General features: G+C 71.2%; 24 protein-coding genes. 14 read left to right on the top strand and 10 right to left on the bottom strand.

Going from position 1 to position 25,552, the window contains the following annotated elements; all coding sequences use genetic code 11:
• Window positions 1-70: 70 nt before the first annotated feature.
• From J7E91_RS25080 to J7E91_RS25070, 3 genes are all read left to right on the top strand, one after another.
• A complete protein-coding gene (locus J7E91_RS25080; protein WP_214908514.1) occupies window positions 71-1,696 on the top strand; it encodes a glycoside hydrolase family 13 protein in 1,626 nt (541 codons plus the stop codon).
• Window positions 1,697-1,721: 25 nt separating this feature from the next.
• Complete coding sequence (locus J7E91_RS25075) at window positions 1,722-2,741, top strand: LacI family DNA-binding transcriptional regulator (protein WP_214908513.1); 1,020 nt, start codon at window positions 1,722-1,724, stop codon at window positions 2,739-2,741.
• Between the two features lie 75 nt (window positions 2,742-2,816).
• Window positions 2,817-3,725 carry a phosphatase PAP2 family protein gene (locus J7E91_RS25070; RefSeq protein WP_214908512.1) on the top strand — a complete coding sequence of 303 codons (909 nt, stop codon included), beginning with the start codon at window positions 2,817-2,819 and terminating at the stop codon, window positions 3,723-3,725.
• A gap of 39 nt (window positions 3,726-3,764) precedes the next feature.
• On the opposite strand, the gene J7E91_RS25065 is transcribed toward J7E91_RS25070, so the two are convergent.
• A complete protein-coding gene (locus J7E91_RS25065) occupies window positions 3,765-5,339 on the bottom strand; it encodes an amidohydrolase (RefSeq protein WP_214908511.1) in 1,575 nt (524 codons plus the stop codon).
• 11 nt (window positions 5,340-5,350) lie between these two features.
• Complete coding sequence (locus J7E91_RS25060; protein ID WP_214908509.1) at window positions 5,351-6,880, bottom strand: APC family permease; 1,530 nt, start codon at window positions 6,878-6,880, stop codon at window positions 5,351-5,353.
• A gap of 140 nt (window positions 6,881-7,020) precedes the next feature.
• Between J7E91_RS25060 and J7E91_RS25055 the strand changes: the two genes are divergently transcribed.
• Window positions 7,021-7,632, top strand: coding sequence for a TetR/AcrR family transcriptional regulator C-terminal domain-containing protein (locus J7E91_RS25055; protein WP_214908507.1), 612 nt, complete (start codon window positions 7,021-7,023; stop codon window positions 7,630-7,632).
• A 44-nt stretch (window positions 7,633-7,676) separates the two neighbouring features.
• On the opposite strand, the gene J7E91_RS25050 is transcribed toward J7E91_RS25055, so the two are convergent.
• Window positions 7,677-10,667, bottom strand: a complete 2,991-nt coding sequence (locus J7E91_RS25050; RefSeq protein ID WP_214908505.1) for a bifunctional [glutamine synthetase] adenylyltransferase/[glutamine synthetase]-adenylyl-L-tyrosine phosphorylase — start codon at window positions 10,665-10,667, stop codon at window positions 7,677-7,679.
• Between the two features lie 304 nt (window positions 10,668-10,971).
• On the opposite strand from J7E91_RS25050, the gene J7E91_RS25045 reads away from it, so the two are divergent.
• Both J7E91_RS25045 and J7E91_RS25040 read left to right on the top strand, forming a co-directional pair.
• On the top strand, window positions 10,972-13,203 hold the full coding sequence (locus tag J7E91_RS25045; protein WP_214908503.1) for a PIG-L family deacetylase: 2,232 nt from the start codon (window positions 10,972-10,974) through the stop codon (window positions 13,201-13,203).
• A 97-nt stretch (window positions 13,204-13,300) separates the two neighbouring features.
• Window positions 13,301-13,837 (top strand): pyridoxamine 5'-phosphate oxidase family protein, encoded by a 537-nt coding sequence (locus J7E91_RS25040; RefSeq protein WP_214908501.1) that lies wholly within the window; start codon window positions 13,301-13,303, stop codon window positions 13,835-13,837.
• 21 nt (window positions 13,838-13,858) lie between these two features.
• Here J7E91_RS25040 and J7E91_RS25035 read toward each other — a convergent pair whose 3' ends face one another.
• Window positions 13,859-14,308, bottom strand: a complete 450-nt coding sequence (locus J7E91_RS25035) for an SRPBCC family protein (protein ID WP_214908499.1) — start codon at window positions 14,306-14,308, stop codon at window positions 13,859-13,861.
• A 92-nt stretch (window positions 14,309-14,400) separates the two neighbouring features.
• Window positions 14,401-15,138, bottom strand: a complete 738-nt coding sequence (locus J7E91_RS25030) for a cyclopropane-fatty-acyl-phospholipid synthase family protein (RefSeq protein ID WP_214908498.1) — start codon at window positions 15,136-15,138, stop codon at window positions 14,401-14,403.
• Between the two features lie 185 nt (window positions 15,139-15,323).
• Here J7E91_RS25030 and J7E91_RS25025 point away from each other — a divergent pair, with 185 nt between their 5' ends.
• Complete coding sequence (locus J7E91_RS25025; RefSeq protein ID WP_308377044.1) at window positions 15,324-16,310, top strand: MBL fold metallo-hydrolase; 987 nt, start codon at window positions 15,324-15,326, stop codon at window positions 16,308-16,310.
• A 104-nt stretch (window positions 16,311-16,414) separates the two neighbouring features.
• On the opposite strand, the gene J7E91_RS25020 is transcribed toward J7E91_RS25025, so the two are convergent.
• Entirely contained in the window at window positions 16,415-17,776 is a 1,362-nt protein-coding gene (locus J7E91_RS25020) for a glutamine synthetase family protein (protein ID WP_028811309.1), read from the bottom strand.
• Between the two features lie 296 nt (window positions 17,777-18,072).
• Between J7E91_RS25020 and J7E91_RS25015 the strand changes: the two genes are divergently transcribed.
• The 3 genes from J7E91_RS25015 (at window position 18,073) to J7E91_RS25005 (ending at window position 20,728) form a co-directional block, all read left to right on the top strand.
• Complete coding sequence (locus J7E91_RS25015; protein WP_374224777.1) at window positions 18,073-18,399, top strand: MerR family transcriptional regulator; 327 nt, start codon at window positions 18,073-18,075, stop codon at window positions 18,397-18,399.
• A 271-nt stretch (window positions 18,400-18,670) separates the two neighbouring features.
• A complete protein-coding gene (locus tag J7E91_RS25010) occupies window positions 18,671-18,874 on the top strand; it encodes a cold-shock protein (protein WP_028811307.1) in 204 nt (67 codons plus the stop codon).
• A 330-nt stretch (window positions 18,875-19,204) separates the two neighbouring features.
• Window positions 19,205-20,728 carry a DEAD/DEAH box helicase gene (locus tag J7E91_RS25005; protein ID WP_214908495.1) on the top strand — a complete coding sequence of 508 codons (1,524 nt, stop codon included), beginning with the start codon at window positions 19,205-19,207 and terminating at the stop codon, window positions 20,726-20,728.
• 60 nt (window positions 20,729-20,788) lie between these two features.
• Here the strand turns inward: J7E91_RS25005 and J7E91_RS25000 are convergent, their stop codons facing one another.
• Together J7E91_RS25000 and J7E91_RS24995 are read right to left on the bottom strand one after the other, a co-directional pair.
• Window positions 20,789-21,304 (bottom strand): DUF6328 family protein, encoded by a 516-nt coding sequence (locus J7E91_RS25000; protein WP_214908493.1) that lies wholly within the window; start codon window positions 21,302-21,304, stop codon window positions 20,789-20,791.
• Entirely contained in the window at window positions 21,301-21,684 is a 384-nt protein-coding gene (locus J7E91_RS24995) for a hypothetical protein (RefSeq protein WP_214908491.1), read from the bottom strand. The genes J7E91_RS25000 and J7E91_RS24995 overlap by 4 nt, the downstream gene beginning before the upstream one ends.
• Window positions 21,685-21,892: 208 nt before the next feature.
• Here J7E91_RS24995 and J7E91_RS24990 point away from each other — a divergent pair, with 208 nt between their 5' ends.
• Complete coding sequence (locus tag J7E91_RS24990; RefSeq protein WP_214908488.1) at window positions 21,893-22,282, top strand: VOC family protein; 390 nt, start codon at window positions 21,893-21,895, stop codon at window positions 22,280-22,282.
• A gap of 24 nt (window positions 22,283-22,306) precedes the next feature.
• On the opposite strand, the gene J7E91_RS24985 is transcribed toward J7E91_RS24990, so the two are convergent.
• Entirely contained in the window at window positions 22,307-23,275 is a 969-nt protein-coding gene (locus J7E91_RS24985) for an LLM class F420-dependent oxidoreductase (protein WP_214908485.1), read from the bottom strand.
• Window positions 23,276-23,455: 180 nt separating this feature from the next.
• On the opposite strand from J7E91_RS24985, the gene J7E91_RS24980 reads away from it, so the two are divergent.
• The 3 genes from J7E91_RS24980 to J7E91_RS24970 all read left to right on the top strand — a co-directional run bounded on the left by J7E91_RS24980 (window position 23,456) and on the right by J7E91_RS24970 (window position 25,166).
• On the top strand, window positions 23,456-23,773 hold the full coding sequence (locus tag J7E91_RS24980) for a hypothetical protein (protein ID WP_308377040.1): 318 nt from the start codon (window positions 23,456-23,458) through the stop codon (window positions 23,771-23,773).
• Between the two features lie 68 nt (window positions 23,774-23,841).
• Window positions 23,842-24,489: a DUF3105 domain-containing protein gene (locus J7E91_RS24975; protein ID WP_214908481.1), complete on the top strand. Its 648-nt coding sequence runs from the start codon at window positions 23,842-23,844 to the stop codon at window positions 24,487-24,489.
• Complete coding sequence (locus tag J7E91_RS24970; RefSeq protein ID WP_214908479.1) at window positions 24,489-25,166, top strand: DUF305 domain-containing protein; 678 nt, start codon at window positions 24,489-24,491, stop codon at window positions 25,164-25,166. The genes J7E91_RS24975 and J7E91_RS24970 overlap by 1 nt, the downstream gene beginning before the upstream one ends.
• Here J7E91_RS24970 and J7E91_RS24965 read toward each other — a convergent pair.
• The coding region (locus J7E91_RS24965) for an alpha/beta fold hydrolase (protein WP_374224776.1) at window positions 25,135-25,552 on the bottom strand (418 nt) is incomplete at its 5' end. The genes J7E91_RS24970 and J7E91_RS24965 overlap by 32 nt on opposite strands.

The following is a 25,552-nucleotide window of genomic DNA, read 5'->3' as shown; positions in this document are numbered from 1 at the left end:
CGAGGTGCACCGGCGTTGATCTCGTAGTGACCGACCCAGGCCCGGCCCACCCGTACGAGAGGGACCATTCATGACGCAGGAGCTCGCACCCACCCGGACGGCACCGGAGCGCGGCTGGTGGCGCGACGCCGTCATCTACCAGGTGTACGTGCGCTCCTTCGCCGACAGCGACGGCGACGGCATCGGCGATCTGCGCGGCATCCGCGAGCGCCTGCCGCACATTGCCGCCCTGGGCGCCGACGCCGTCTGGCTCACCCCCTTCTACGCCTCACCGCAGGCCGACGGCGGTTACGACGTAGCCGACTACCGCACCGTGGACCCGCTCTTCGGCACCCTCGACGACGCCGCCGAACTGATCAACACGGCGCACGACCTGAACCTGCGCGTGATCGTCGACATCGTCCCGAACCACACCTCCGACCAGCACGCGTGGTTCCGGGCCGCACTGGCCGACCAGCAGGGCGGCCCGGCCCGCGACCGCTACCACTTCCACCCCGGCAGGGGCGAAGCCGGCGAACTGCCGCCGAACGACTGGGAGTCGGTCTTCGGCGGCCCCGCCTGGACCCGCACCGCCGACGGCGACTGGTACCTGCACCTCTTCGCGCCCCAGCAGCCCGACCTGAACTGGCACAACCCCGAGGTCCACGAGGAATTCGACTCGATCCTGCGCTTCTGGCTGGGCCTGGGCGTGGACGGCTTCCGCGTCGACGTCGCCCACGGCATGGTCAAGGCCGAGGGCCTGCCCGACATCGGCGCCCGCGAGCAGGCCAAGATGATCGGCACCCAGGCCCTGCCGTTCTTCGACCAGGACGGCGTCCACGACATCCACCGCTCCTGGCGCAGGCTCCTCGACTCGTACGACGGCGAGCGCATCGGCGTCGCGGAGGCGTGGGCCCCCACCCCCGAGCGCCTCGCCCTGTACGTACGCCCCGACGAGCTGCACCAGGCGTTCAACTTCCAGTTCCTGAACTGTCCGTGGGACGCGCAGGCGATGCGCGCCGTGATCGAGACGTCGCTCGCCGCGACCACCCTCGTCGACGCCCCCACCACCTGGGTCCTGTCCAACCACGACGTGGTCCGCCACCTCACCCGTTACGGCGGCGGGGACGACGCACTCGGGCTGCGCCGGGCCCGCGCCGCCGCGCTGCTCATGCTGGCGCTGCCCGGTTCGGCGTACCTCTACCAGGGCGAGGAGCTGGGGCTGCCGGAGGTCACCGACCTGCCCGACGAGGTCCGCCAGGACCCGTCCTTCTTCCGCACCGACGGCCAGGACGGCCTGCGCGACGGATCGAGGGTGCCGATGCCCTGGTCGGGCGACGCGCCGCCGTACGGCTTCTCCCCCGAAGGCGCGGCCCCGTCCTGGCTGCCGCAGCCCGACGCCTGGAAGACCCTGACCGTGGAGGCCCAGACCGGGGACCCGGGCTCCGCCCTGGAGCTCTACCGTTCCGCGCTCGCCCTGCGCCGCGAGCTTCCGGGCCTGGGCGACGGACCGATGAGCTGGGAGCAGGCCCCCGGCGGGTATCCCGACGGGTTGCTCATCTTCAGCCGACCGGGCTTCGTCTGCACCCTCAACACCACGGCCCGCCCCGCCGAACTCCCCACCCCCGGCCGCCTGCTCATCGCCTCCGAGGCGCCCGCCGAAGACGGCGGTACAGTCACCCTCCCGGCCGATTCGTGCGCTTGGTGGGCAATCTGACATGCGCCCGGTACAGTCCACTCCCATGACCGCACGGCTTGCCGACATCGCAGCCCAGGCGGGGGTCAGTGAAGCGACGGTCAGCCGCGTGCTCAACGGCAAGCCGGGGGTTGCCGCGGCCACCCGCGAATCCGTACTCGCCGCGCTCGACGTCCTCGGATACGAGCGCCCCGTACGCCTGCGCCGGCGCAGCGCGGGACTGGTCGGCCTCATAACCCCCGAGCTCGAGAACCCGATCTTCCCGGCCCTGGCCCAGGTCATCGGCCAGGGCCTGACCCGCCAGGGCTACACGCCGGTCCTGGCCACCCAGACCCCCGGCGGCTCCACCGAGGACGAGCTCACCGAGATGCTCGTGGACCGCGGGGTCTCCGGCATCATCTTCGTCTCCGGGCTCCACGCGGACACCACCGCCGACATGCAGCGGTACGAGCAGCTGCGCGCCCAGAGTGTCCCCTTCGTCCTGGTCAACGGCTTCTCACCGAAGGTCCAGGCGCCCTTCATCTCCCCCGACGACCGGGCCGCGATGCGGCTGGCCGTGACGCACCTGGCGTCGCTCGGCCACACCGGGATCGGCCTCGCCGTCGGCCCGAAGCGGTTCGTTCCCGTACTCCGCAAGATCGAGGGGTTCCGCGCCGCCATGCAGGAGCGGCTGGGCCTGACCCCCGAGGAGGCGGAGGAGCTGATCCAGCACTCCCTCTACACCCTGGAGGGCGGCCAGGCCGCCGCCTCCGCCCTGATCGAGCGGGGCTGCACGGCGATCGTCTGCGCCAGCGACATGATGGCGCTCGGAGCGATCCGCGCCGCCCGGCGCCTCGGCCTCGACGTACCGCGTGATGTCTCGGTGGTCGGCTTCGACGACTCACCGCTCATAGCGTTCACCGACCCTCCGCTGACGACCATCAGGCAGCCGGTGACGGCGATGGGCCAGGCGGCGGTCCGTACGCTCCTCGAAGAGGTCGGCGGCACCCCCGCACCGCACAGCGAATTCGTCTTCATGCCCGAGCTGGTAGTACGTGGTTCAACGGCATCGGGGCCTCGTTCATAGCGCGCAGCACGTGCATGCGTCACCCGACCGGAGGATGATCGGAAGGGTGGTCCTCATCTGGCAGACTCTCTCCCCATGGGTGAAGCGACCGTGAAGACTGTGGAAGGCCGGACGGCCACCGATCCCTCACCCGTGGCGGACGAGGAGCAGCGGGAGCAGCCGTCCGCACGGTCGGCCGCTCTCAAGAGGCTGCGCTCGCCGCGTCACCCGCGTATCTGGTTCGAAATCCTGCTGATCGCGGTGAGTTACTGGACGTACTCGCTGATCCGCAATGCCGTGCCGGAGCAGAAGGCCGCGGCCCTGCGCAACGCGGACTGGATCTGGAAGGCCGAGCAGACTCTGGGCATCGCGGTCGAGGAGACGGTCAACCGAGCCGTCAACTCGGTGACATGGCTGATCGTGTCGATGAACTACTACTACGCGACGCTGCACTTCGTCGTCACGATCGGCGTGCTGGTCTGGCTCTTCCGCCGGCATCCCGGCCGTTACGCCGCGACCCGCCTCGTCCTCTTCGCGACTACGGTCGTCGCACTGCTCGGTTACTACCTGTACCCTCTGGCGCCGCCCCGCCTGATGAACGGGCACGGCTTCATCGACACGGTCCTGGTGCACCAGACCTGGGGCTCGATGGCCTCCGGCAACTTCAAGAACATGTCGAACCAGTACGCCGCGATGCCCTCCATGCACATCGGCTGGTCCCTGTGGTGCGGCGTGACGATCTTCGCCCTGGCCACCGTCCCCTGGGCGAAGGTCCTCGGGCTGCTCTACCCGACGCTGACCCTGGTCGTGATCGTCGCCACCGCCAACCACTTCTGGCTCGACGCGGTCGGCGGCCTGCTGTGTCTCGCCTTCGGCTACGCCCTCAGCAGCAGCTGGTACGGGGCGCTCCCGAGCCGCCTGCCGAAGGTCGTCGCCGAGGACGCGTCCCGGCCCCGGACCGGCCGCCGGCTGTGGCCGGTCCGGACGTCGCAGCGCGCGTCGTAGCCGGGCCGCACGTCACGTTCGAGTGCGCGGCCCGCTCTCTCAGCCCCGGTGGGTGATCTTTCCGCCGGTGACGGTGAGACGTACCGGCGCCTCGGCCACCTCGTCGGCCGGTGCTTCGACCGGGTCCAGGCCGAAGGCCGTCAGGTCGGCGCGCAGGCCCGGCGCGATGCGGCCCGAGACGTCCTGTTCGCCCGCCGCCACCGCCGCGTGCGTGGTGCAGCCCTCCAGGGACATCAGGCCGGTCAGCGAGCGCCCGGCCTCGGCGGCGCCGCGCGGTACGCGGGCGGTGGCCAGGACCTGGCGGGCGTCGTAGTGGGCGATGGGCCAGTCCGAGCCGAGGGCGAGCACGGCGCCCGCGTCCCGCAGATCGCGGCAGCGCCAGGCGCGGGTCGCCCGCTCGTCACCGAGCCGCTTCGACCACTCGTCGGTGTGGTCGGCGCGGGTGTACGCCGTGTGGGGCGGCTGCATCGAGGCGATCACGCCGAGCTTCGCGAAGCGGGCGATCTGGTCCTCGGGGAGGGTCTCGATGTGCTCGACACGGTGGCGGAGACGACCACCGGCACCGAGGGACTCGACGGTGTCCAGGACGTGCCGTACGGCGGCGTCGCCAATCGCGTGGGTGGCGGTACGTACGCCTGCCGTGTGGAGGTGGCGTACGGCCTCGGTGTACGCCGCCGGGTCCGGCCAGAACGCCTCCGTTCCCTGGCCGTGGCAGTCGGCGTGCTCCAGCCATGCGGTGCCGCCCTCGACCGTGCCGTCCATGAAGAACTTGACGCCGCCCACGCGCCACAGGCGGCCCGACTCCTTCTGGAGCCCGACCAGTTCGTCGAGCTCGGCGGTGTCGGCGCCCGGCATGCACCACGGGGCGAGGAGGAGCCGTACGGGAAGGTCCCGCGTCTCCTCGACCGCGGCGAGCAGAGCGAGGGAATCGCCGCCGAGGTCCATCACGTGGGCGCCGGTCAGGCCGGTCGCGGCCATCGCGGAGAGCAGTTCACCGAGGCGGGCGCGGCGCTCGGTGTACGACGGCCTGGGCACGATCGCACCGACGAGGTCCATGGCCGCGTGCTCGATGAGGTGCCCCGTGGGGCGCCCTTCGGCGTCGCAGACGATCTCCGAGCGCTGAGCGAAGGTGCGCGGCCCGGTGATTCCTGCGGCCTGGAGCGCGGCGCCGCTGGCGAGGGCCGAGTGCCCGTCGTACAGGCGGATGAAGGCGGGGGCGCCGGCCACGGCGTCCTCGATGAGGGCGCGGTCGACGGCGCGGCCGCCGAAGGCGTTGTGGTCGAGTCCCCAGGCGACGATCCATCCTTCGACGCGCTGCGCGCCGGCGAGGGCGGCGCGCAGCGCGTCGAGGTCGCGTACGGCGGACAGGTCGAGCCCGGTGGACATCTCCAGGCCCCACACGGGGTGGCTGTGGCTGTCGACCAGGCCGGGGGTGAGAGTGGCTCCGGCCAGGTCGACGGTCTCGGTACCGGGACCGCGCCAGTCCTGTACGTCCGGCTCGCCGCCCACGGCGACGATCAGTCCGTCCTTGACGGCCACGGCGGTGGCTTCGGGGCGGGCGGGGTCGAGGGTGCGGACGCGGGATCCGGTGAGGACGAGATCGGCTGCGGGCACGGTGAGGCTCCTTACTGGGCGGGGTCGGCCGGCGCGGGAACGGCGGCGGCGGGCGCGGACCCGGACCCGGCGGGCTGTTCGGGCTCGGGCTCCGCCCCGAACCGGGCGTACACCTCGGGACGGCTGCGGCGCAGGCGCCGGGCGAGCCCCAGGCCGATGAGGAAGGTCGCGGGGACGATGGCGAGAAGGATCGTGTTGACGGTCGACGAGGCGCCCGTGAACACGTCGATCTTCGACGCGACCAGCCAGATCGCGGCGGCGAGCAGCACCGCTGCGACGGTGGGCGCGACGACCGTGCGCAGGACGCCCTCGGTGTGCGTGATGCGGCGGAAGTAGAACGGCACGGCGATCGCGGCGAGCAGTTGGAGCGCCATCAGACCGACGCCGCCGGGCGTGTTCACCCAGAGAAGCAGCTGTGTGTACGGATCGGCGCCGGCGAGGGCGAAGGCCAGTACGACGGCAAGACCGAGGAGGGACTGGGCGACGCCCACGACGTACGGGGAGCGATGGCGCCGGTGGATCCTGGCGAAGGTCTTGGGGAGTACGCCTTCCTCGGCGAGGGCCAGGCCGTAGCGGTTGATCGCGTTGTGGAAGGCGAGGAGCGACGCCAGGATGCTCGTGACGATGAGGATGTGCATCAGGTCGGCCGCCCAGCCGCCGACGTAGGTGGTGATGGCGGCGAAGAAGATGCCTCCGGTGTCGTCGGTGGCGGCCTTGACGACCTCGTCGTCGCCGAAGGCCTGGATCACGGTCCAGACGACGAAGGCGTAGAAGAGGCCGAGGAAGGCGACCGCGATGTAGGTGGCGCGGGGGATGGTGCGGCCGGGGTCGCGTGCCTCGCGGCGGTAGATCGCGGTGGACTCGAAGCCGGTGAACGCGGTGAAGGCGAAGGCGAGGACGACGGCGGTGCCGGGGACGAGGACGTTGCCGGGGGCGAAGGAGGCGGCTGAGAGCCCGTTCGCGCCGCCCTTGACCAGTACCCCGCCTGCGAGGAGCACCAGGATGCCGGTCTCGGCAACGAGCAGTACGCCGAGGAGCTTGGCGCCGAACTCGATCGAGCGGAAGCCGCCGTACCAGATGATCAGCAGCCCGGCGAGGGACACCGGAAGCCACGGGATGTGCACGCCCCACAGGGCTTCGGCGGTCTCGGCGGTGGCTGAGCCGAGCAGGCCGTACACCCCGATCTCCATGCCGTTGTAGCCGACCATGGCGAGCAGGGCGGCGCCGATGCCGGCGGGCTTGCCGAAGCCCTGGGCGATGTACGCGTAGAACGCGCCGCCGTTGCGGACATGGCGGCTCATGGTGGTGAAGCCGACGGCGAAGATGGCGAGCGTGATGCCGGCGATGAGGTAGCCGGCGGGAGCGCCGATGCCGCCGAGGACGATGGCCAGGGGCGCGACGCCGGCCATGACGGTGAGCGGGGCGGCGGCCGAGACGACGAAGAAGACGATGTCCGAGGTGCCTAGGGTGGCGCGGCGGAGGGTGGGCGGCTCGGCGGCCGGCCCGGTTCTCTCCGGTGAGGTCTTAGAAGTCACAGACATGCGGGGACGGGCCCTTCTGCGGCAGGCGGGGAGGCAGGGGCGACCGGAGAACCACTAACCTAAAGGCTTTCGGTTTCCGGTTTCGGGCAATGTAGCCTCCGGATGGGGATCCGGGAAGACCTGAGTTCGAGGGGACCGACATGGGCCGGCCACGCACACCGCTCCTGGACAAGGAGCGCATCACCACGACGGCTCTGGAGCTCGTCGACCGGCAGGGGGAGTTCAGCGTTCCGCAGATCGCGCGGCGGCTGGGGGTGCAGACCGGGTCGGTCTACCACCACGTGGAGGGCCGCGACGGGATCGTCGAGCTGCTGCGGACACGGGTCTGCTCGGCCATCGACACCTCGACCCTGGAGCTGGAGCCCTGGGACGCCGCGCTGAACGCCTGGGCCCGTTCGTACCGCGCCGCGTTCGCCGCCCACCCGCGGGCGATCCCGCTGCTCATGACGTCACCGGTGCGCGCGCCGAAGGTTCTCGGCCAGTACGAGCGCGCGGTACGGCTGCTGCTGGACGCGGGCTTCGGGACGGCGGACGTGATGGTCGTGATCAGCGCGCTGGAGAACCTGGTGCTGGGCTCCGCGCTGGACATGGCGGCGCCGGAGACGATGTGGGAACTCCCGGACGAGACGACAACGCCGGGGCTGGCACGATCCCTTGCGGCAGCCGGCCCCCGCCGCACGCACGCGGCGTTCGACTTGGCGCTGGAAGGCTTCATCGCACACTGCCGGACGCTGCTGCCGACGGGCACGTAACGCCGGGTACCGCTGCGCACCCACCCGCACCGGTACCCCACCCCCTACGCCGCCCCGTAGAACCGCTCCTCAACCACCGCCCGAGCCCGCCGCGTCGTACGCCGGTAGTCGTCCAGCATGTCCCCCACATGCCCCGCCTCGTACCCCAAGTACCGCGCCACCGCCCCCAGTTCACGCCCGTCCGAGGGAAACGTGTCGCCCGCCCTCCCCCGCACCAGCATCACCGCGTTGCGCACCCGCGTCGCCAGTACCCACGCCTCGTCGAGGACCGCCGCGTCGTCCGCCGCGATGAGGTCCGCCTCTCGCGCCGCCGCGAGGGCGTCGCGCGTGCGCGTGGTCCGCAGGCCCGGCACCGTCGCGCCGTGCCGCATCTGCATCAGCTGGACCGTCCACTCGACGTCGCTCAGCCCGCCCCGCCCCAGCTTCGCGTGCAGCGTCGGGTCCCCGCCGCGTGGCAGCCGCTCGGACTCCATGCGCGCCTTGAGCCGCCGGATCTCGCGCACCGCGTCCTCGCCGAGCCCCGCCTTCGGGTACCGCAGCGGATCGACGAGTTCGACGAACCGCCGCCCGAGGTCCGCGTCCCCCGCCATCGGCTCCGCGCGCAGCAGCGCCTGGCTCTCCCAGGCCAGCGACCACCGCCGGTAGTACGCCGCGTAGGAGGCGAGCGTACGTGCCATCGGCCCGCTCTTGCCCTCCGGCCGCAGGTCGGCGTCGATCAGCAACGGCGGGTCGGAGGTGGGGAGTTGGAGCAGGCGCCGCATCTCGGCGACGACCGTGTTCGCCGCCCGCGCCGCCTCCTGCTCGTCCACGCCGTCCCACGGCTCGTGCACGAAGAGCACGTCCGCGTCGGACCCGTAACCCAGCTCGTGCCCGCCGAAGCGCCCCATCCCGATGACCGCGAACCGGGTCGGCAGCCTGTCCCCCCAGTGCGCGCGCACAGCGGCCCGCAGCGCGCCGGCCAGCGTGGCGGCGTTCAGGTCGGTCAGGGCGTTGCCGACGCGGTCGACCAGCGCGCCGGGGTCCTGTTCCGCCGGGCTCTCCTCGGTTCCGTACGATCCGATGAGGTCGCCCGCGGCGGTACGGAACAGCTCCCGCCGCCGCACCCCGCGCGCCGCCGCCACCGCCGCCTCCGCGCCGTCCGCGCGCCCGACCGCCGCCAGCACCTCCTGCTCCAGATGCGCCCGCCCGCGCGGCTTCAGGCCCTCCGGGTCGCCGAGCAGCGCCACCGCCTCCGGCGCCCGCAGCAGCAGGTCCGGGGCGAGCCGCCCCGCCGACAGGACGCGCGCCAGGTTCTCCGCCGCCGCCCCCTCGTCCCGCAGCAGCCGCAGGTACCACGGCGTCTTGCCCAGCGCGTCGGACACCTTGCGGAAGCCCAGCAGTCCGGCGTCCGGGTCGGCGGAGTCCGCGAACCAGCCCAGCAGCACGGGCAGCAGCGTCCGCTGGATGGCCGCCTTGCGCGTCACACCGGACGCGAGCGCCTCCAGGTGCCGCAGCGCTGCGGCCGGATCGGCGTACCCGAGCGCTTCGAGGCGCTGTCCCGCCGCCTTGGGGCTCAGCCGGATCTCGCCGGGCGCCAGCTGCGCGACCGCGTCGAGCAGCGGCCGGTAGAAGATCTTCTCGTGCAGCCGGCGCACCACCGACGCGTGCCGCCGCCACGCCCGGTTCACCTCGGCTACGGGCTCGGTGCGCAGCCCGAGCGAGCGCCCGAGCCGCCGCAGACCGGCCTCGTCCTGCGGCACGAGGTGCGTGCGGCGCAGCCGGTACAGCTGGATGCGGTGCTCCATGGAGCGCAGGAAGCGGTACGCCTCGTCGAGCTGCACGGCGTCCGCCCGCCCCACGTACCCGCCCGCCGACAGCGCCTCCAGCGCCCCCAGCGTCGACCCCTTGTGCAGGGTCGCGTCGCTTCGCCCGTGCACCAGCTGGAGCAGTTGTACGGCGAATTCGACGTCCCGCAGCCCACCGGGCCCCAGCTTGAGCTCGCGGTCGATCTGCGCGGCCGGAATGTTGTCGACGACGCGGCGGCGCATCTTCTGTACGTCGGAGACGAAGTTCTCGCGCTCGGCGGCCTGCCACACGAGCGGCGACACGGCGTTGACGTACGCCTCACCCAGCGCCAGGTCGCCGGCGACCGCCCGCGCCTTGAGCAGCGCCTGGAACTCCCACGTCTTGGCCCACCGCTGGTAGTACGCGAGGTGGCTGGAGAGCGTCCGCACCAGTGGCCCGTTGCGCCCCTCGGGCCGCAGATTCGCGTCGACCGGCCAGATCGTGCCCTCGATGTTCGTCTCGGAGCAGATCCGCATGAGGTGGGAGGCGAGCCGGGTCGCGGCGCGCAGCGCCTTGTCCTCGTCGGCGCCGTCCGCCGCCTCCGCCACGAAGATCACGTCCACGTCGGAGACGTAGTTCAGCTCGTGACCGCCGCACTTGCCCATCGCGACGACGGCGAGCCGGCACATGGCGGCGTCCTCCGGAGCGGCCTTGCCGGCGATGGCGAGCGCGGACCGCAGGGTCGCGGTCGCCAGGTCGGCCAGTTCGGCGGCGGCCTGCGCGACATCGGTCGTACCGCACACGTCGCGGGCCGCGATCGACAGCAGGCAGCGCCGGTACGCGACCCTCAGCGACACCGGGTCGGTGGCATCGGCGAGACACCGCTCGAATTCGGCGATTCCGGGGTGGAGGTCCGCCGCCTCGTACATGACGAGCGCGTGCCAGTCGCGCGGATGCCGTGCCAGATGGTCACCGAGCGCCTCGGACGCGCCGAGCACCCCGAGCAGCCGGTCACGCATGGGCTTGGCGCTGACGAGGGTGTCGAGGAAGACGCGCCGCTCGCCCTCGTCCTGGGCCTCCACCAGCCGTACGAGCCCGAGCAGCGCCAGGTCGGGATCGGCGGTCGCGCCGAGCGCGTCGAGGAGCACCGGGTTGCCGCGTACGGCGGCCAGCTCAGGCGTGCCGAGCAGCCGCTCGGCGGCGGACGGATCGGTGAAACCGTGCCGCAGCAGCCGCGTGAAGGTACTGCTCCTGCGCCCCGGCGCCGACATTCTGCCTCCCGCTCCGGCTGTCCCACGGTCCGTACAACCCGTCCGGTCAAGCTCCGGCTCATGAGCCTATCCGCAGGAGCGGCGGGAGGGGCCACGGCCGGAGGTACCACGGCCCGGCTGCCACATGGGCTGTGACGGAGAAGGCCAGTGAGATCCGCAACATCACCGGTTTTCGGCGCCGATGAACCGGATCCTGCATGAAACCCTCTTCACTTCTGCTCCACAGTCTGCGCGATGATCAGCGCCGTCCTGGGCGCACCCCATCCCGTACGCCGTACCTCCGCACACCGAAAGCACCGTTCCTATGCCGCCCAGGGCCCGTAGTACCTTTCGCCTGCCGCGCCGCGCTCTGCCCAGCGTCGTCCTCGCGACCCTGCTGCTGACGGTGACGGGCATCCAGCTCGCCCGTCCCGCCGTGCCCCTCGCGGCCTCCGGCCCCAAGGCGGCCAGGACCGTGACCGCGGGCACGGCGGACACGGGCCGGGGAACGGGCGAGGCGGAGCCGGTACGCGCGGCGGGTGAGTCCGTGATGCAGATCGTCTCCCACCCGGACGACGACCTGTTCTTCATGAACCCCGACCTGAGCCAGTCGATACGCACCGGCCACAGCCTGACCTCGGTCTACCTGACGGCGGGCGAGGCGGACGGCGTCAACTCCTTCCGCGGTGGCAAGAACAGGGGCGTCCCCCTGCCCGCCCCCGACAAGGAGCGGTACGCCGAGGCCCGGCAGAACGGCATACGTGCCGCGTACGCCGAGATGGCCACCGGCGACCGCACCAGCCCCTGGCAGCGCTCCGCGATCCGCACCGACGGCGGCGGCTGGGCGGAGCTGGACACGCTGAAGGCGCGTCCCGAGGTCAGCCTGGTCTGGATACAGCTGCACGAGGCGGGGGCCAGCGCCGCGAACCGGCCGCACAGCCTGCACGGCCTGTGGGACGGCCAGGTGCGGACCCTGGGGTCGGAGCTGTCGTCCGGCACCCCGGTCACGGAGAACTTCTCGTACACCAGGGACCAGGTCGTCCAGACGATCACCGGGCTGCTGAAGCGCTTCCAGCCGACGCATCTACGGATGCTCGACCCGACGAACGGGCGCGAGTCCACGCCGCACATACTCCCCGACCACCAGGACCACATGTACGGCGCCCGCTTCGCCCAGCTGGCGCTCACCGAGTACGGCAAGACGGGCAAACACCCGCACTTCACCGTCCAGAACTACCTCGGCTACCTCAACGGCAGCCTCCCGCACGTCCTGGGCCCGGAAGCCGTGCGGGAGAAGCTGGACACGCTGAAGACGTACGCCTGGACCGACTACCCCAACAACTACTGCGACGCGGAGGCCGGCTGCGGCGACCGCAAGGTGGCGGGGCGGCCCACGGGCCCCGGCTGGGTGTACGGCATCCGCCACTCGCGCAACAACAGCACCTCGTGGCTCCAGAGCGGCGCGCGCGAGGGCGAGCTGTGGGCGTTCTCGGTTCTGGACACGCGCCTCGCGGTCTGGCACCGGGAGCCGGGCACGAAGGACGGCTCCCGGGCCGGGTCCCGGCCCGGCGCCCGGTCGGAGCCGGAGCCCGCGTGGACCGGTCCGACACTGCTCGGCGGGACCGGCCTGGACAGCGGCATCACCTCCGAGAAGCTGCCCGACGGCCGCATAGCCCTCTTCGGCACCCGCACCTCGTTCGAGGGTCCGGTCGGCTACCGCAGGGACGTCGTCACCGCCGTACAGAGCTCCGTGGGCGGCCCCTTCGGCCCCTGGCAGTCCCTCGGCATGCCGCACTCCCCCCAGGCGCCCGATTCCCTGGACATCAGTGCCCCTGCGGTGACGGTGGACCGCGAGGGCCGCGCGACGGTCTACCTGCGTGACGGCGGCCACGCACTCAGCTCCCGTACGCAGCTGCCCGACGGGAGCTGGGCCCCGTGGCGGGCGCTCGGCGGTCAGCAGGTGTTCGGCGACCCGGCGGCGGCCGTCGACAGCCAGGGCCGCGGTTACGTCTTCGCGCAGACCCTCACGTCGACCGTCGTCTGGACCCAGGACTCCCCCGGCGCCCCCTTGCGCGGCCCCGTTCCCGCCGCCCTGCCCGCGACGCCGGTGCCCCCGACGGTCCGTCCGGACGGTGACGGCGTACGTCTGTACTTCCGCAAGCCCGGTTCCGGCACGGTCCTCGCCGTCCGCTTCGCCGCGGGGGCGTCCGCGGGCGCGGTGACCGCCGCGGCGCCGACGGACGCGGTCACCGACCTCGGCGGCCGGGCGGGCTTCGGCCCGGTGAGCGCCGCCGGCGGGCTGCTGGCGGCGCGGGACGGCTCGGGCCTGCTCGGCACGGCCGTCCTCCCGCCGGGGCGGGCCGGCGTACCGCGCTGGAACCGGGGCAGCTTCCTCTTCGGCGGCGCTCCCGCGTCCACCACGGACGCGGCGGGCAACACCTCCGTCGCGGCGGTGGCGCTGGACGGCCGCCTCTACTGGACCGGAAGCGACGCCTCCGGCTGGCAGCCGGTGGGCCCGGCGCCGGTCACGAGCAGGCCGGCGGCGGACGTCCGCTGAGGCCGCTGGGGTGCCGCTGAGTTTCGCTGCCGCTCACGGTCTGTCTTCCTGAGAGGTAATGGAGGAAAGACAGGCCGCGAGCGAGAGGGCAACCACCATGGACGACCACCTGGGCGGCGGGGACCAGCACACTCCGGAACCGCGCACCGACCTGGACGGCCGCTACAGCGACGAGAACGCCCGCGCCACCCCCTGGTCGGAAGCGGTGACGCGCCTCGAACAGGCCGAGCTGTTCTGGCTGACGACCGTACGACCGGACGGCCGCCCGCACGTCACCCCCCTGCTGGCCGTCTGGCAGGACGAAGCCCTGCACTTCTGTACGGGCCCGGCGGAACGCAAGGCGAAGAACCTCGCGACCAACCCGCACGTCGCCCTCACCACCGGCGCCAACACCCTGCGCGAGGGCTTCGACCTGGTGGTCGAGGGCAAAGCGGTGTGGGAGAAGGACGAGTCGCGCCTGCGGCGCCTGGCCGCGGCGTACGAGGCGAAGTACGGCCCGGACTGGCACTTCGACGTACGCGACGGGGCGTTCTCCCACGAGGGTGACCGCGCGGTGGTGTTCCGCGTCGCGCCCGTCGCGGCTTTCGGCTTCGGCAAGGGTGTCTACAGCCAGACCCGCTGGCTCTTCAGCTGACCCGGACAGCCCGGACGGTCTTCAGGTCGCACTCCCCTCAAGGAGGGCCTTCAGCCGCTCCTCGTTCCGCGGCATCTCCTTGCGCACATTCGGGCGGACGACGAGCGGAACGAGCAGCTTCCCGATCCCGTGCGCCTCGAAGTCGAGGGACAGGGTCAGGCGCGAGCGCTCACCGTCCCCGAGCGGCTCGATCGTGCCGGTCACATCCCCTCTGACGGGGCCGTCGATACCGTGCATGTGCCAGCTCCGCGGGGCTTCCAGCTCGTCGACCTGCATGGTCATCGGGATTTCCCGACGACCGATCCTCCGGGTCACCACAACGCGCGAGCCCACGGCCAGAGGCGCGTCGTCCACCTGGCGCACCGACACCGCGCTCGCCTGCCATTCGGGAAGGTGGGAAGGGTCGGTCACGTAGGAGAAGACGTCTTCGGGGCGGCGCGCTATGTCAATAGTTTCCTTGATCGCTGACATTTCGCCCCCTTGATGGGGTTAATCGGGCGTTCACCCAAATGGTCCCACTCGGGTGAGTGCCGTACCAGGCCGAGAAGCCGGCGTCGTACCCGCTACGGAGTGGTGGGCCGCAGCACCACCGTGAGAAAGCCGAAGCAGTCGCGATATCCGTGCAGCCACTCGGACCGATGCCGGTCCGCCGCCGCGAGGGCCTCCTGGCTGCCGGGATCGCCGGGGTGGTCCAGGGCCCATTCGGCGAGAGCGCCCGTCCAGTGCCACTCGTAGTCGTCCAGCTCCTGGCGGCTGCTGCAGTGCCCGAACACCGGCGTCCAGCCGTCCGCGACCACCCGGTCAACGGTGGTCGCCAGGTCCTCGTACTCACCGAGCGTCCGCCGCGCCTCGGCGCCGGGTTCCGCCTCCCAGTACGCGTCACCGACGAGCACCCTCCCGCCCGGCGCGAGATGCCGGCGAGCTGTGGCAAGTGTGCCCATCAGCCCGCCGAAGGCGTGCGTGGCCCCCACGCTCATCACCACGTCGAAACCCCGCCCGGACGCGAACGCCCCGGCATCCTCCTCACGCAGCACCAGCCGCTCGCCGACCCCGCGCCCGTCGGCCTGCTTCCGCGCCTCCGCCAGAGCGTCCTTCGATACGTCGACCCCCACGGCCGTCGCCTCCGGATGCGCCACCAGCGCCCGTACGAGCCATTCGGCCTGCCCGCACCCCAGATCGAGCAGCCGCTCGTCCCCCCGGACCACGGCCCGCCCGAGCAGCCGGCGTACGGACTCGTCGTCGAGCGGGGCGGCGACGGGATGACTGGCATGGGCCAGCCGCGATATCAGCGATCGATTCATCCACGCACCCTCCCACCGCCACCGCTCCGACCACACCAGCTTTTCCCGGTTACGCCCGGCAACCGGCGGGCTCGCTCGCCGCGTCCTTGATCAGACAATCCTTACGATCAACGAACTGAGGGTTCATGTGTGGTTCATGCGAAACCGGTGACGGAGTCGGACGGCGCGGATTACTGCGGGGTGCGGTGGCGGGAACGGCTGCCGGCCTGGCCCTTGGAGTGGGTACGGGCACGGCGTCCGCCGCAACGGGCGAGCCGAGACGGCGGCGACGCGGCGACAGCGATGTCTCGCTGCGCTGGCTGGGCGTAGCAGGCTGGGAGCTGGCTTTCGACGGACGCCGCATCCTGGTCGACCCCTATCTCTCCCGCCAGGAATACCGCGTGCCGGGCGGCAGCGCCATCGACCCGGACAGGCGGCTGGAGCCGGACAGTTCGACCATCGAGACGATCGTCGGCCGCCACCTTCCCGAAGCGCCGGAGCTGATGCTCGTCACGCACGGGCATTTCGACCACTTGCTCGATGTCCCGCACCTGCTCAACCGCCGTCAGTGGCGCGACCATTCGATCCGCACACTGTGCGGGGAGACCAGCTGGCACCTGCTGCGCGCCATGGGTACGCAGCGCAAACGCGTGGACGAATGCCTCGTGGTCAGCGGCGGTGAAGTGTTGCGGTTCCCGGCGGGTCCGACCGCTCAACCGCCCGCGTACACCGTTGAGGTGTTCCGCAGTCTGCACAGCCAGTACGGCAGTCACGGCTTCTTCGCACCAGGCACCCTGACCGATCCACCGCGCCACGTCCGCACGTTGGGCGACATGCGCGAGGGCGGGACACTGGCCTACCAGGTCACCGTGGGCGACCGGCTGCGGGTGATGTTCCTCAGCGGTACCGCGAACCTCACCGAACGGGAGCTCGAAGGCGCCCGCCCCGACGTACTGGTGCTCGGCGTCAGCGGACATGCCGCGGTGCACCGCTACGTGGAACGGGCCATGGAGGTGCTCGGCAGACCTCCCGTCGTCGTACCGAGCCACCACGACGACATGCTCACGTCGCTCCTCTCCCCCAACCTGCCCGACAGCATCAGCAAGGACGCCGTCACCGCCCTGCGCGCCACTGTCCACGCTTACGGCACCCAGGTACTCGAACCACGCCACCTGCACACGCTGGCCCTGTAAACCCGGAACCGATGCGGCCACCGCCCACCGCTGGCAGAGACGACGCACATGAGAGGCCCGCGGTCACTGACCGCGGGCCTCTCCCGTCATCCCCACCCGCGCGCCTACAGCACCGGCAGGTTCTTCCGCAGCTCGAAGGCGGTGACCTCGGAGCGGTATTCCTCCCACTCCTGCTTCTTGTTGCGCAGGAAGAAGTCGAAGACGTGCTCGCCGAGCGTCTCGGCGACCAGTTCGCTGCGCTCCATCAGGGCGATGGCCTCGCCGAGGTTCTGCGGGAGCGGCTCGATGCCCATCGCGCGGCGCTCGGCGTCGGACAGGGCCCAGACGTCGTCGTCGGCGCCCGGCGGGAGCTCGTAGCCCTCCTCGATGCCCTTGAGGCCGGCGGCGAGCAGGACGGCGTACGTCAGGTACGGGTTCGCGCCCGAGTCGATCGAGCGGACCTCGACGCGCGCCGAGCCGGTCTTGCCCGGCTTGTACATGGGGACGCGGATCAGCGCGGAGCGGTTGTTGTGGCCCCAGCAGATGTACGAGGGCGCCTCGCCGCCGGAGCCGGCCGTGCGGGTGGAGCCGCCCCAGATGCGCTTGTACGAGTTCACCCACTGGTTGGTGACGGCGGAGATCTCCGCGGCGTGCTTGAGCAGGCCCGCGATGAAGGAGCGGCCGACCTTGGAGAGCTGGTACTCCGAGCCCGACTCGTAGAACGCGTTGCGGTCGCCCTCGAAGAGGGAGAGGTGGGTGTGCATGCCGGAGCCGGGGAACTCGGAGAACGGTTTCGGCATGAAGGTCGCCTGTACGCCCTGTTCGAGGGCCACCTGCTTCATGACCAGGCGGAACGTCATGATGTTGTCGGCCGTCGAGAGCGCGTCGGCGTAACGGAGGTCGATCTCCTGCTGGCCGGGGGCGCCCTCGTGGTGGCTGAACTCGACCGAGATCCCCATGGATTCGAGCATGGTGATCGCCTGGCGGCGGAAGTCCATGCCGACGTTCTGCGGGGTGTGGTCGAAGTAGCCCGAGTTGTCGGCCGGCGTCGGCCGGGTGCCGTCGAGGGGCTTGTTCTTCAGCAGGAAGAACTCGATCTCGGGGTGCGTGTAGAAGGTGAAGCCGAGGTCCGAGGTCTTGGCGAGGATGCGCTTCAGTACGTACCGGGGATCCGCGAAGGACGGCGAGCCGTCCGGCATCAGGATGTCGCAGAACATCCGGGCCGTGCCGGGGGCCTCGGCCCGCCACGGAAGGATCTGGAAGGTGGCCGGGTCCGGCTTGGCGATCATGTCCGACTCGTATACGCGGGCGAAGCCCTCGATCGCGGAGCCGTCGAAGCCGATGCCCTCGTCGAACGCCTGCTCAAGCTCGGCCGGGGCCACCGCAACCGACTTCAGGAAGCCGAGTACGTCGGTGAACCACAGGCGTACGAACCGGATGTCGCGCTCCTCCAGCGTACGGAGCACAAATTCCTGCTGCTTATCCATCTGGTCTTCCTACCCATCCTTGCCGGTCAAGCCGCCTGCTCCCACGCCTCGGGCGCACGTCGGGGCACCCGAGCATCCCACCACACGGTTTCCAACACATTGCGGCCCCTGGGATCTACATCCGGCGCCGTGCGGGTGAACGCCCGTGTCCGCTACCCCGCCCGCTTCCCCCATAGTGCCCACGGCACGCCGGGACTGCCCCATGCTGGGGCGCCGGCGGAGGAAAATCTGCCACGGCCGGAGCAGACATGCCACACTCGTAGTGTCCGCCCCGAGCGCTACAGAAGATGGTGCAAGTGACCGCCCAAACCCATCGGACCACCAAGGCCGACCGCTTCGACGACGACGACTTCCCCGCCTACACCATGGGCCGGGCCGCCGAGATGATCGGCACCACCCCCGCGTTCCTGCGGGCCATCGGCGATGCGCGGCTGATCACCCCGCTGCGCTCCGAGGGCGGCCACCGGCGTTACTCCCGGTATCAGCTGCGCGTCGCCGCCCGGGCCCGTGAACTGGTCGACCAGGGCACCCCCATCGACGCCGCCTGCCGGATCGTCATCCTTGAGGACCAGCTGGAAGACGCCCTGCGCATGAACGAGCAACTGCGCGAGCAAAATACCTAGTGCGGAAACTGCAGATTTTAAAGCGGCGCGCGTGGAGGGTTTATGGCACCACGGCGGATGTGACGAAAGACCTCTGGCGCGTCCGCCGCACCGTGCTACTGTTGATCTCAGTTGCAGTTGTGGTTCCCAAACTTCAAGTGCTCCCGTGACTCACCTGTTGCGGGCGCACTTTCGTATTTCCGGTGCTTTGTTCCGGACGGGGCAATCATCGCGGCAACGCGACTCGGAGTCCGCACAGGGCGGCTCCGGCACTGCTCCAAAGGAGAATGACATGGCTTCTGGCACCGTGAAGTGGTTCAACGCCGAAAAGGGTTTCGGCTTCATCGAGCAGGAGGGTGGCGGCGCTGACGTCTTCGCCCACTACTCCAACATCGCCACCCAGGGCTTCCGTGAGCTTCAGGAAGGCCAGAAGGTGACCTTCGACGTCACGCAGGGCCAGAAGGGCCCGCAGGCCGAGAACATCGTTCCCGCCTGACGCTGACGCGTACTACACGGTCGGGGCCCGCACCTGAGGGTGCGGGCCCCGTCTCGTTGCTTTGAATCGTTGCCCCGACTCGGTCGCCCCTATCGTGCGACCGACTCATGAGCGGTCGGCCACGATTCTCGTCGCCCCGCCACATCCGCACTTTCTTTGTGCGGCACTGCAGCCACTTCGAAGCTCCCGGCAAAAGAGTTTCAAACCTTTTCACCGGCTTCATTTCGGCTTTTTAATTACCGGCTCGTTCTTGCGATTCCTTGCGGCAGTCACTCACTCGGTCACTGCTGCCCGGAATTCCTCGATACGTGCCCATCGAGGAGGGTTCAGATGAACCGCGCAGCACGTTCGAACGACCGTGAACGATTTTCCCGTACCCGCGCCGGCGGCAACTACGCCGGCCGCACCAGCGACCGCGGCGAGCGCTTCCGCCCCGCGGCGCCCAACCGCTCCTCCGGCTCCTCCGGCCGCTCCCCCCAGCGCCGCTCCTCCGCGCCGCAGGGTGAATTCGCCCTTCCGGTCAGCACCACGCCGGCGCTGCCCGCGGTCGAGGCCTTCGGCGAGCTGGACATGCCCGCGCCCCTGCTGGCGGCGCTCACCGCCCAGGGCGTGACCGTGCCGTTCCCGATCCAGGCCGCCACCCTGCCGAACACGCTGACCGGCCGCGATGTCCTGGGCCGTGGACGCACCGGCTCCGGCAAGACCCTCGCCTTCGGGCTCGCGCTGCTGGCCAGGACGGCCGGAAAGCGCGCCGAGCCGCGTCAGCCGCTGGCCCTGGTGCTCGTACCGACCCGTGAGCTCGCCCAGCAGGTCACCGACGCCCTGACGCCGTACGCCCGCGCCGTGCGGCTGCGCGTCGCCACGGTCGTCGGCGGTATGTCGATCGGCCGCCAGGCCGGCGCGCTGCGCACCGGCGCCGAGGTCGTCGTGGCGACCCCGGGCCGGCTCAAGGACCTCATCGACCGCCGTGACTGCCGCCTGGACCAGGTGAAGATCACGGTGCTGGACGAGGCCGACCAGATGACCGACATGGGCTTCATGCCGCAGGTCACCGAGCTGCTCCAGCAGGTCGCGCCCGAGGGCCAGACGATGCTGTTCTCGGCCACCCTGGACCGCAATGTCGACAAGCTGGTACGCAACTACCTGACCGACCCGGTGGTCCACTCGGTCGACGCCGCGCAGGGCGCCGTCACGACGATGGAGCACCACCTGCTGCACGTCCACCCCGCCGACAAGCAGGCCACGGCCACCGAGATCGCGGCCCGCGACGGCAAGGTGATCATGTTCCTGGACACCAAGCACGCGGTCGACCGGCTGACCCGGGACCTGCTGGCGAGTGGTGTACGGGCGGCCGCGCTGCACGGCGGGAAGTCGCAGCCGCAGCGTACGCGCACGCTCGACCAGTTCAAGAGCGGCCACGTGACCGTGCTGGTGGCGACCAATGTCGCGGCCCGCGGCATCCACGTCGACAACCTCGACCTCGTCGTGAACGTCGACCCGCCGACCGACCACAAGGACTACCTGCACCGCGGCGGCCGTACCGCCCGCGCGGGCGAGTCCGGCAGCGTCGTCACGCTGGTGCAGCCCAACCAGCGCCGCGAGATGTCCCGCCTGATGCAGGCCGCGGGCATCACCCCGCAGACGGCCCAGGTCCGCTCCGGCGACGCCGAGCTGACCCGCATCACCGGTGCGCAGGCGCCCTCGGGCGTGCCCGTCACCATCTCGTCGCCGGTCAGGGAGCGCCCGGCCCGCAGCGCGTCCTCGCAGCGCGGGCGCCGCAGCGCTCCGGCGCAGGCGCGCCGCCGGTCCTACGGCGGCAGCAGCGCGGGCGGCAGCCGCGGCGGCGCCGCGTAAGCACAGCGGCACGGCAGCACGGCAGGATTCGTACCAGGTGCGGGCAGGAAGTGGCTTCGGTCAGTTCCTGCCCGCACTGGCGTACCGGGCCCAGGCGGGCAGCACGAACCAGCACAGGACGAACCACAGCACCAGGCCGCCGACCAGCCACAGCGCGGTGGCGTCATGCCTCGCCACACGCAGGATCAGCAGCAGCGCGGACGCCATCGTGCCGAGCATCAGCACCAGTCCGACGACGGTCAGCCTCGACGCCCACAGGACCGTCTGCGGCTTGATCCGGCGTCCGGTGACCAGGCGGTGGAAGGACACAGGGCCGACGAGCGCGCCCACCGTCGCCGCCCCCAGCACGACCGTGACGACGTAGATGTCCTTGTCGGTCGAGGACAGATCGGTGAAACGGGGCTGGAAGACGACGGTCAGCAGGACGCCGAAGAGGATCTGTACGCCGGTCTGCGCGACCCGCAGTTCCTGGAGCAGCTCCACCCAGAGCCGGTCCGCCCGCTCTTCCTCGGTCTCGTGGCGCCCCCGGAGCAGGTTCGTCTCCGGTGTCTCGCCCGTCCCGCCCCCGTCCGTCATGGCGATGTCCCGGGCCCGCTCTCCAGGCGCAGCTGGAGCTCCTTCTCCTGGTCGCCGGAGGCCGAACCCTCCTCGCGCACGGCGAAGGCGGACTGGAGCTGCTCACGTACCCGGTCCACCGCGCGGTAGCCGCCCTGGAGCGTGACGGTCACCGGCGCCGTCAGGCGTGCGGGGGCGGCCTGCTCCCGGACGTCGAACACGTCGTACGTCGCGCTCCACACCATCGGGCGTCCGTCCATGCCGTTGTGCAGTTCCTCGTCGGCCTTGCGGTCCGACTCGAAGGCGGTGCACAGCGCGCCGAAGACGGCGTTGGCGTCCTCCTTGGAGCTGCCCGTGAGTTCCACCAGGACCTGCGTTCCGGGGTGTTCCGTGCTGTTCACTGTGAGGCTTCTTTCTCTCGTCGTCGCCGATCCCCAGGCTCACCCGCCGGGATCCCGAGCGCGACCGGAGACAGCGAGCAGCGGGTACCCGCTCCCTGGGCCGTAATGCCATCGGCCCGGCGCTCCGTGACGGTCCGTGTGCCGTCGCACCCGCTGGGTACGCGGGTCATGGGCCGTCCGGCCCGCCGCGGACAACTGGGGAGAGCACATGACGGTCGCGAAACAGAGCGTTCTGGTCCTGGACTGCGCCGAACCCGAGGTGCTGGCGGAGTTCTACGCCGGCCTGCTCGACGCGGAGGTCCGGGTGGGGACCAACCCGGACTTCGTCGAGGTCGTGGGCCACCAGGGCGTCTGCATGGCGATTCGAAGGGACCACGGTTACGCGCCGCCCAGCTGGCCGCGTCCGGACGACTCCCAGCAGGCCCACCTGCGCATTCTGGTGGAGCGCGGCGACATGGACGAGGCGGAGCGCGAGGCCGTGAGCCTCGGCGCGCGGCCCGTGGACACGAAGAACAACAGCGGACCGCGCGACGAACGCGTGTACTCCGATCCGGCCGGGCACTCCTTCACGCTGGCCCACAGGTCCGCTCCGCGCTGACGACCGGCGTACGACCGCCCTGGTTCAGAGCGCGTCGCGCAGAGCCGGCAGCAGCGTCTTCTCCGCCCAGTCGATGAACGGCCGCTGGTGCTCGCCGCCGACCTGGACCAGGGCGATCTGAGTGAAGCCCGCCTCGGCGTACGGCCGTACCGCCTCGACGAACGTCTCGACGTCCGAGCCGCACGGAATGGAGTCGGCGACGTCCTCGGGCCGTACGAACTGGGTGGCCCCCGCGAATCCGGCGGGCCCGGGCAGCTCGGAGTTGACCTTCCAGCCGCCGCCGAACCAGCGGAACTGCTCGTGCGCCCGCTCGACCGCCGCGTCCCGGTCGGTGTCGAAGCAGACGGGCAGCTGCCCGACCCGCGGCTTTCCGCTGCCGCCGTGGCGGTCGAAGGCGTCCAGGAGTTCGCTCTTGGGTTCGGTGGCGATGACCAGGTCGCCGAGGCGGCCCGCGAGCTCGCAGGACCGTTCGCCGGAGACGGCGATGCCGATCGGCGGGAGCTGGTCGGGCAGGTCCCAGAGCCGGGCGTTCTCGACGTCGTAGTGCGTGCCGTGGTGGCTCACGTCGCCGCCGGCGAACAGCGCGCGGATGATCTCCACGGCCTCCTCCAGCATCTCCAGGCGGACGTGCGCGGCGGGCCAGCCCGCACCGACGACGTGCTCGTTGAGGTTCTCGCCCGAGCCGAGGCCGAGCCGGAACCGGCCTTCGGCGAGCAGCTGCGTGGTCGCGGCCTTCTGGGCGACGACGGCGGGGTGGTAGCGGACGGTCGGGCAGGTCACATACGTCATCAGGGGGATGCGGGAGGTTGCCTGCGCCGCCGCGCCGAGGACGCTCCACGCGTACGGGGCGTGCCCCTGTTCGGCCAGCCACGGGAAGTAGTGGTCCGAGGTCACGGAGAAGTCGAAGCCGGCCCGCTCCGCGGCGACCACATGGTCGACCAGGTCGCGGGGCCCGGCCTGCTCAGTCATCATCGTGTATCCGATTTGCACCATGACGGACGGGTTGCCGGTCGCCGGGGCACAAAACATCCGCCCCACTGGATGCGACGGATGCGGCCCGCAGGGCGTACGGAGCGCCGCCGCACACTACGATTTCCGCCCATGGGGGGACGGCGGCAATCCCGCACCGGGCGCACAGGGCGCACAAGACGTCCCACGGCGCTGCTGAGCGCCGTGGCGACGCTGCTCACCGCGGTCTTTTTCTGTCTGGGTGCCGGTTCCGAGCCCCGGGAGCAGCACGGGCCCGTCGCCGCCGCGACGGCCGCCGCTCCCGCGCAGGACGGGCCCGCGTACATCTGCCCGTACGACTCCCAGCACTGCGGCGCCTTCCCGCACCTGTCCCCCGCCGTGCTCACCGCGCCGCCGCCGGCCACGCCGGTGGCCGCCGAGCCGCAGTACTTCGCACCGCCGGCCGGCGCTGATCCGGTACGCGGCGCCGGGGTGCTTCCCCGTGCGCCGGGGCGCCATGTCCTTCAGGTGATGCGGACGTAGCCGGGCCGCCCGCAGCCGGGACTTCCGCTTTTCCCCACCCCCCTCTCAGCAGGCGAAGGACTTACACCATGGCTTCCAACAAGACCGCCAGCGCGTCACGCAAAGCCCGAATAGAGGAGATGCGCCGCGCCGAGCAGTCACGCGAGCGCAGAAACCGGATCATCACGATCAGCATCAGCGCGGTCGTCGTGGCCGGACTGGTCGGATTCGGCTCGTACGTCTTCCTCCAGGAGTCGGAGAAGAAGGAACAGAAGGTCGCCCAGGCCAAGGCGCCCGTGAAGAGCGAGAAGTCCTGGGACGCCAAGAAGCTCGGGCGCAACCACGTGACCAAGGACGTCTCCTACCCGATGACGCCACCGGTGGGCGGGGACCACTCGCAGGTCTGGATGAACTGCGAGGGGGACCTCTACAAGAAGGAAATCCCCAAGGTCAACGCGGTGCACTCGCTGGAGCACGGCGCGGTGTGGGTGACGTACAACGACAAGGCGTCCGACGCCGACGTCAAGAAGCTCGCCGAGAAGGTCGGCAAGACCCCGTACTCGCTGATGAGCCCGGTCAAGGACCAGGCCGGTGCGCTCATGCTCAGCGCGTGGGGCAAGCAGGTGACCGTGGACAGCGCCACGGACCCGCGGGTCGACCAGTTCTTCACGAAGTACGTGCAGGGGCCGCAGACGCCCGAGCCCGGTGCGGCGTGCACGGGTGGAATGGCTCAGTGATGACCCGTACGTACTGGGCAGCCGTCACCGCCGTCGTGCTGGCGATGCTCTTCGCGGCGGGGGCTGTCACGGTCGCCGCCGGGAACGGGAACGACGGCGGCAGTGGCGCTTCCGCGGCGTCCCGTACGCCTGGCGAGGATTCCGCGGACGCGGGCTTCGCACGGGACATGTCGGTGCATCACCAGCAGGCGGTGGAGATGTCGTTCATCGTGCGCGACCGCACGAAGGACGAAGAGGTGCGCAGGCTGGCGTACGACATCGCCAACACGCAGGCGAACCAGCGGGGCATGATGCTCGGCTGGCTGGACCTGTGGGGTCTGCCGAAGGTCTCCTCGGACGAGCCGATGGCCTGGATGGCCGAGGGCGGCCCGGAGCAGGGCGGGCACGGGTCGCACGGAGCGCACGAGGTGCGTGACGGGTCGCTCATGCCCGGCATGGCGACCAGGGCCGAGCTGGCGAAGCTCCGCGAGGCGGACGGCAAGCAGGCGGAGATCCTCTACCTCCAGCTGATGACCGACCACCACAAGGGCGGCGTCACGATGGCCCAGGGCTGCGCCGACCGCTGCGAGGTCGGCACGGAGCGGTCGCTGGCCCAGGGCATGGTCGACGCCCAGGAGTCGGAGCTGGCGCTGATGGCCGACCTGCTCAAGGCGCGGGGCGCGGCGCCCCGTCCCTGACCGGGGCCGCCCGGCCGGCCGCCAGGACCGCCCGGACCACCGCGTCCGGGCGGTCCAGCATCACCAAGTGGCCGCAGGTCTCGGCGACTTCGAAGCGGGCGCCGAGGGTGCTCGCGAGGCCGCGCTGACGCTCCAGCCAGCGCGTCGCACCGCGTCCGCCCCTGCCGTCGTACGCCGCGAGGACCGTGACCGGGACGCTTTCGGGCAGCGGGAAGCGGTCGCGCAGGGCGAGGAGTCCGGCGGCGACCGCGCGGTAGTGGGTGTTCTCCCGGAGCGCCCCGCGCAGGACGCGGGAGGTGCGGTAGCAGCGGCGTACGAGCGCGGCCGGGGCGGGGTCGCCGCCGCTGCCCGCCGGGTCCGCGCGGCCGGCCCGCACCACCGCGCGG

The organism is Streptomyces sp. ISL-99 (assembly GCF_018614005.1).
GTDB classification, from domain to species: Bacteria; Actinomycetota; Actinomycetes; order Streptomycetales; family Streptomycetaceae; genus Streptomyces; species Streptomyces flavidovirens.
This window is presented reverse-complemented; position numbering and strand designations above follow the sequence as displayed.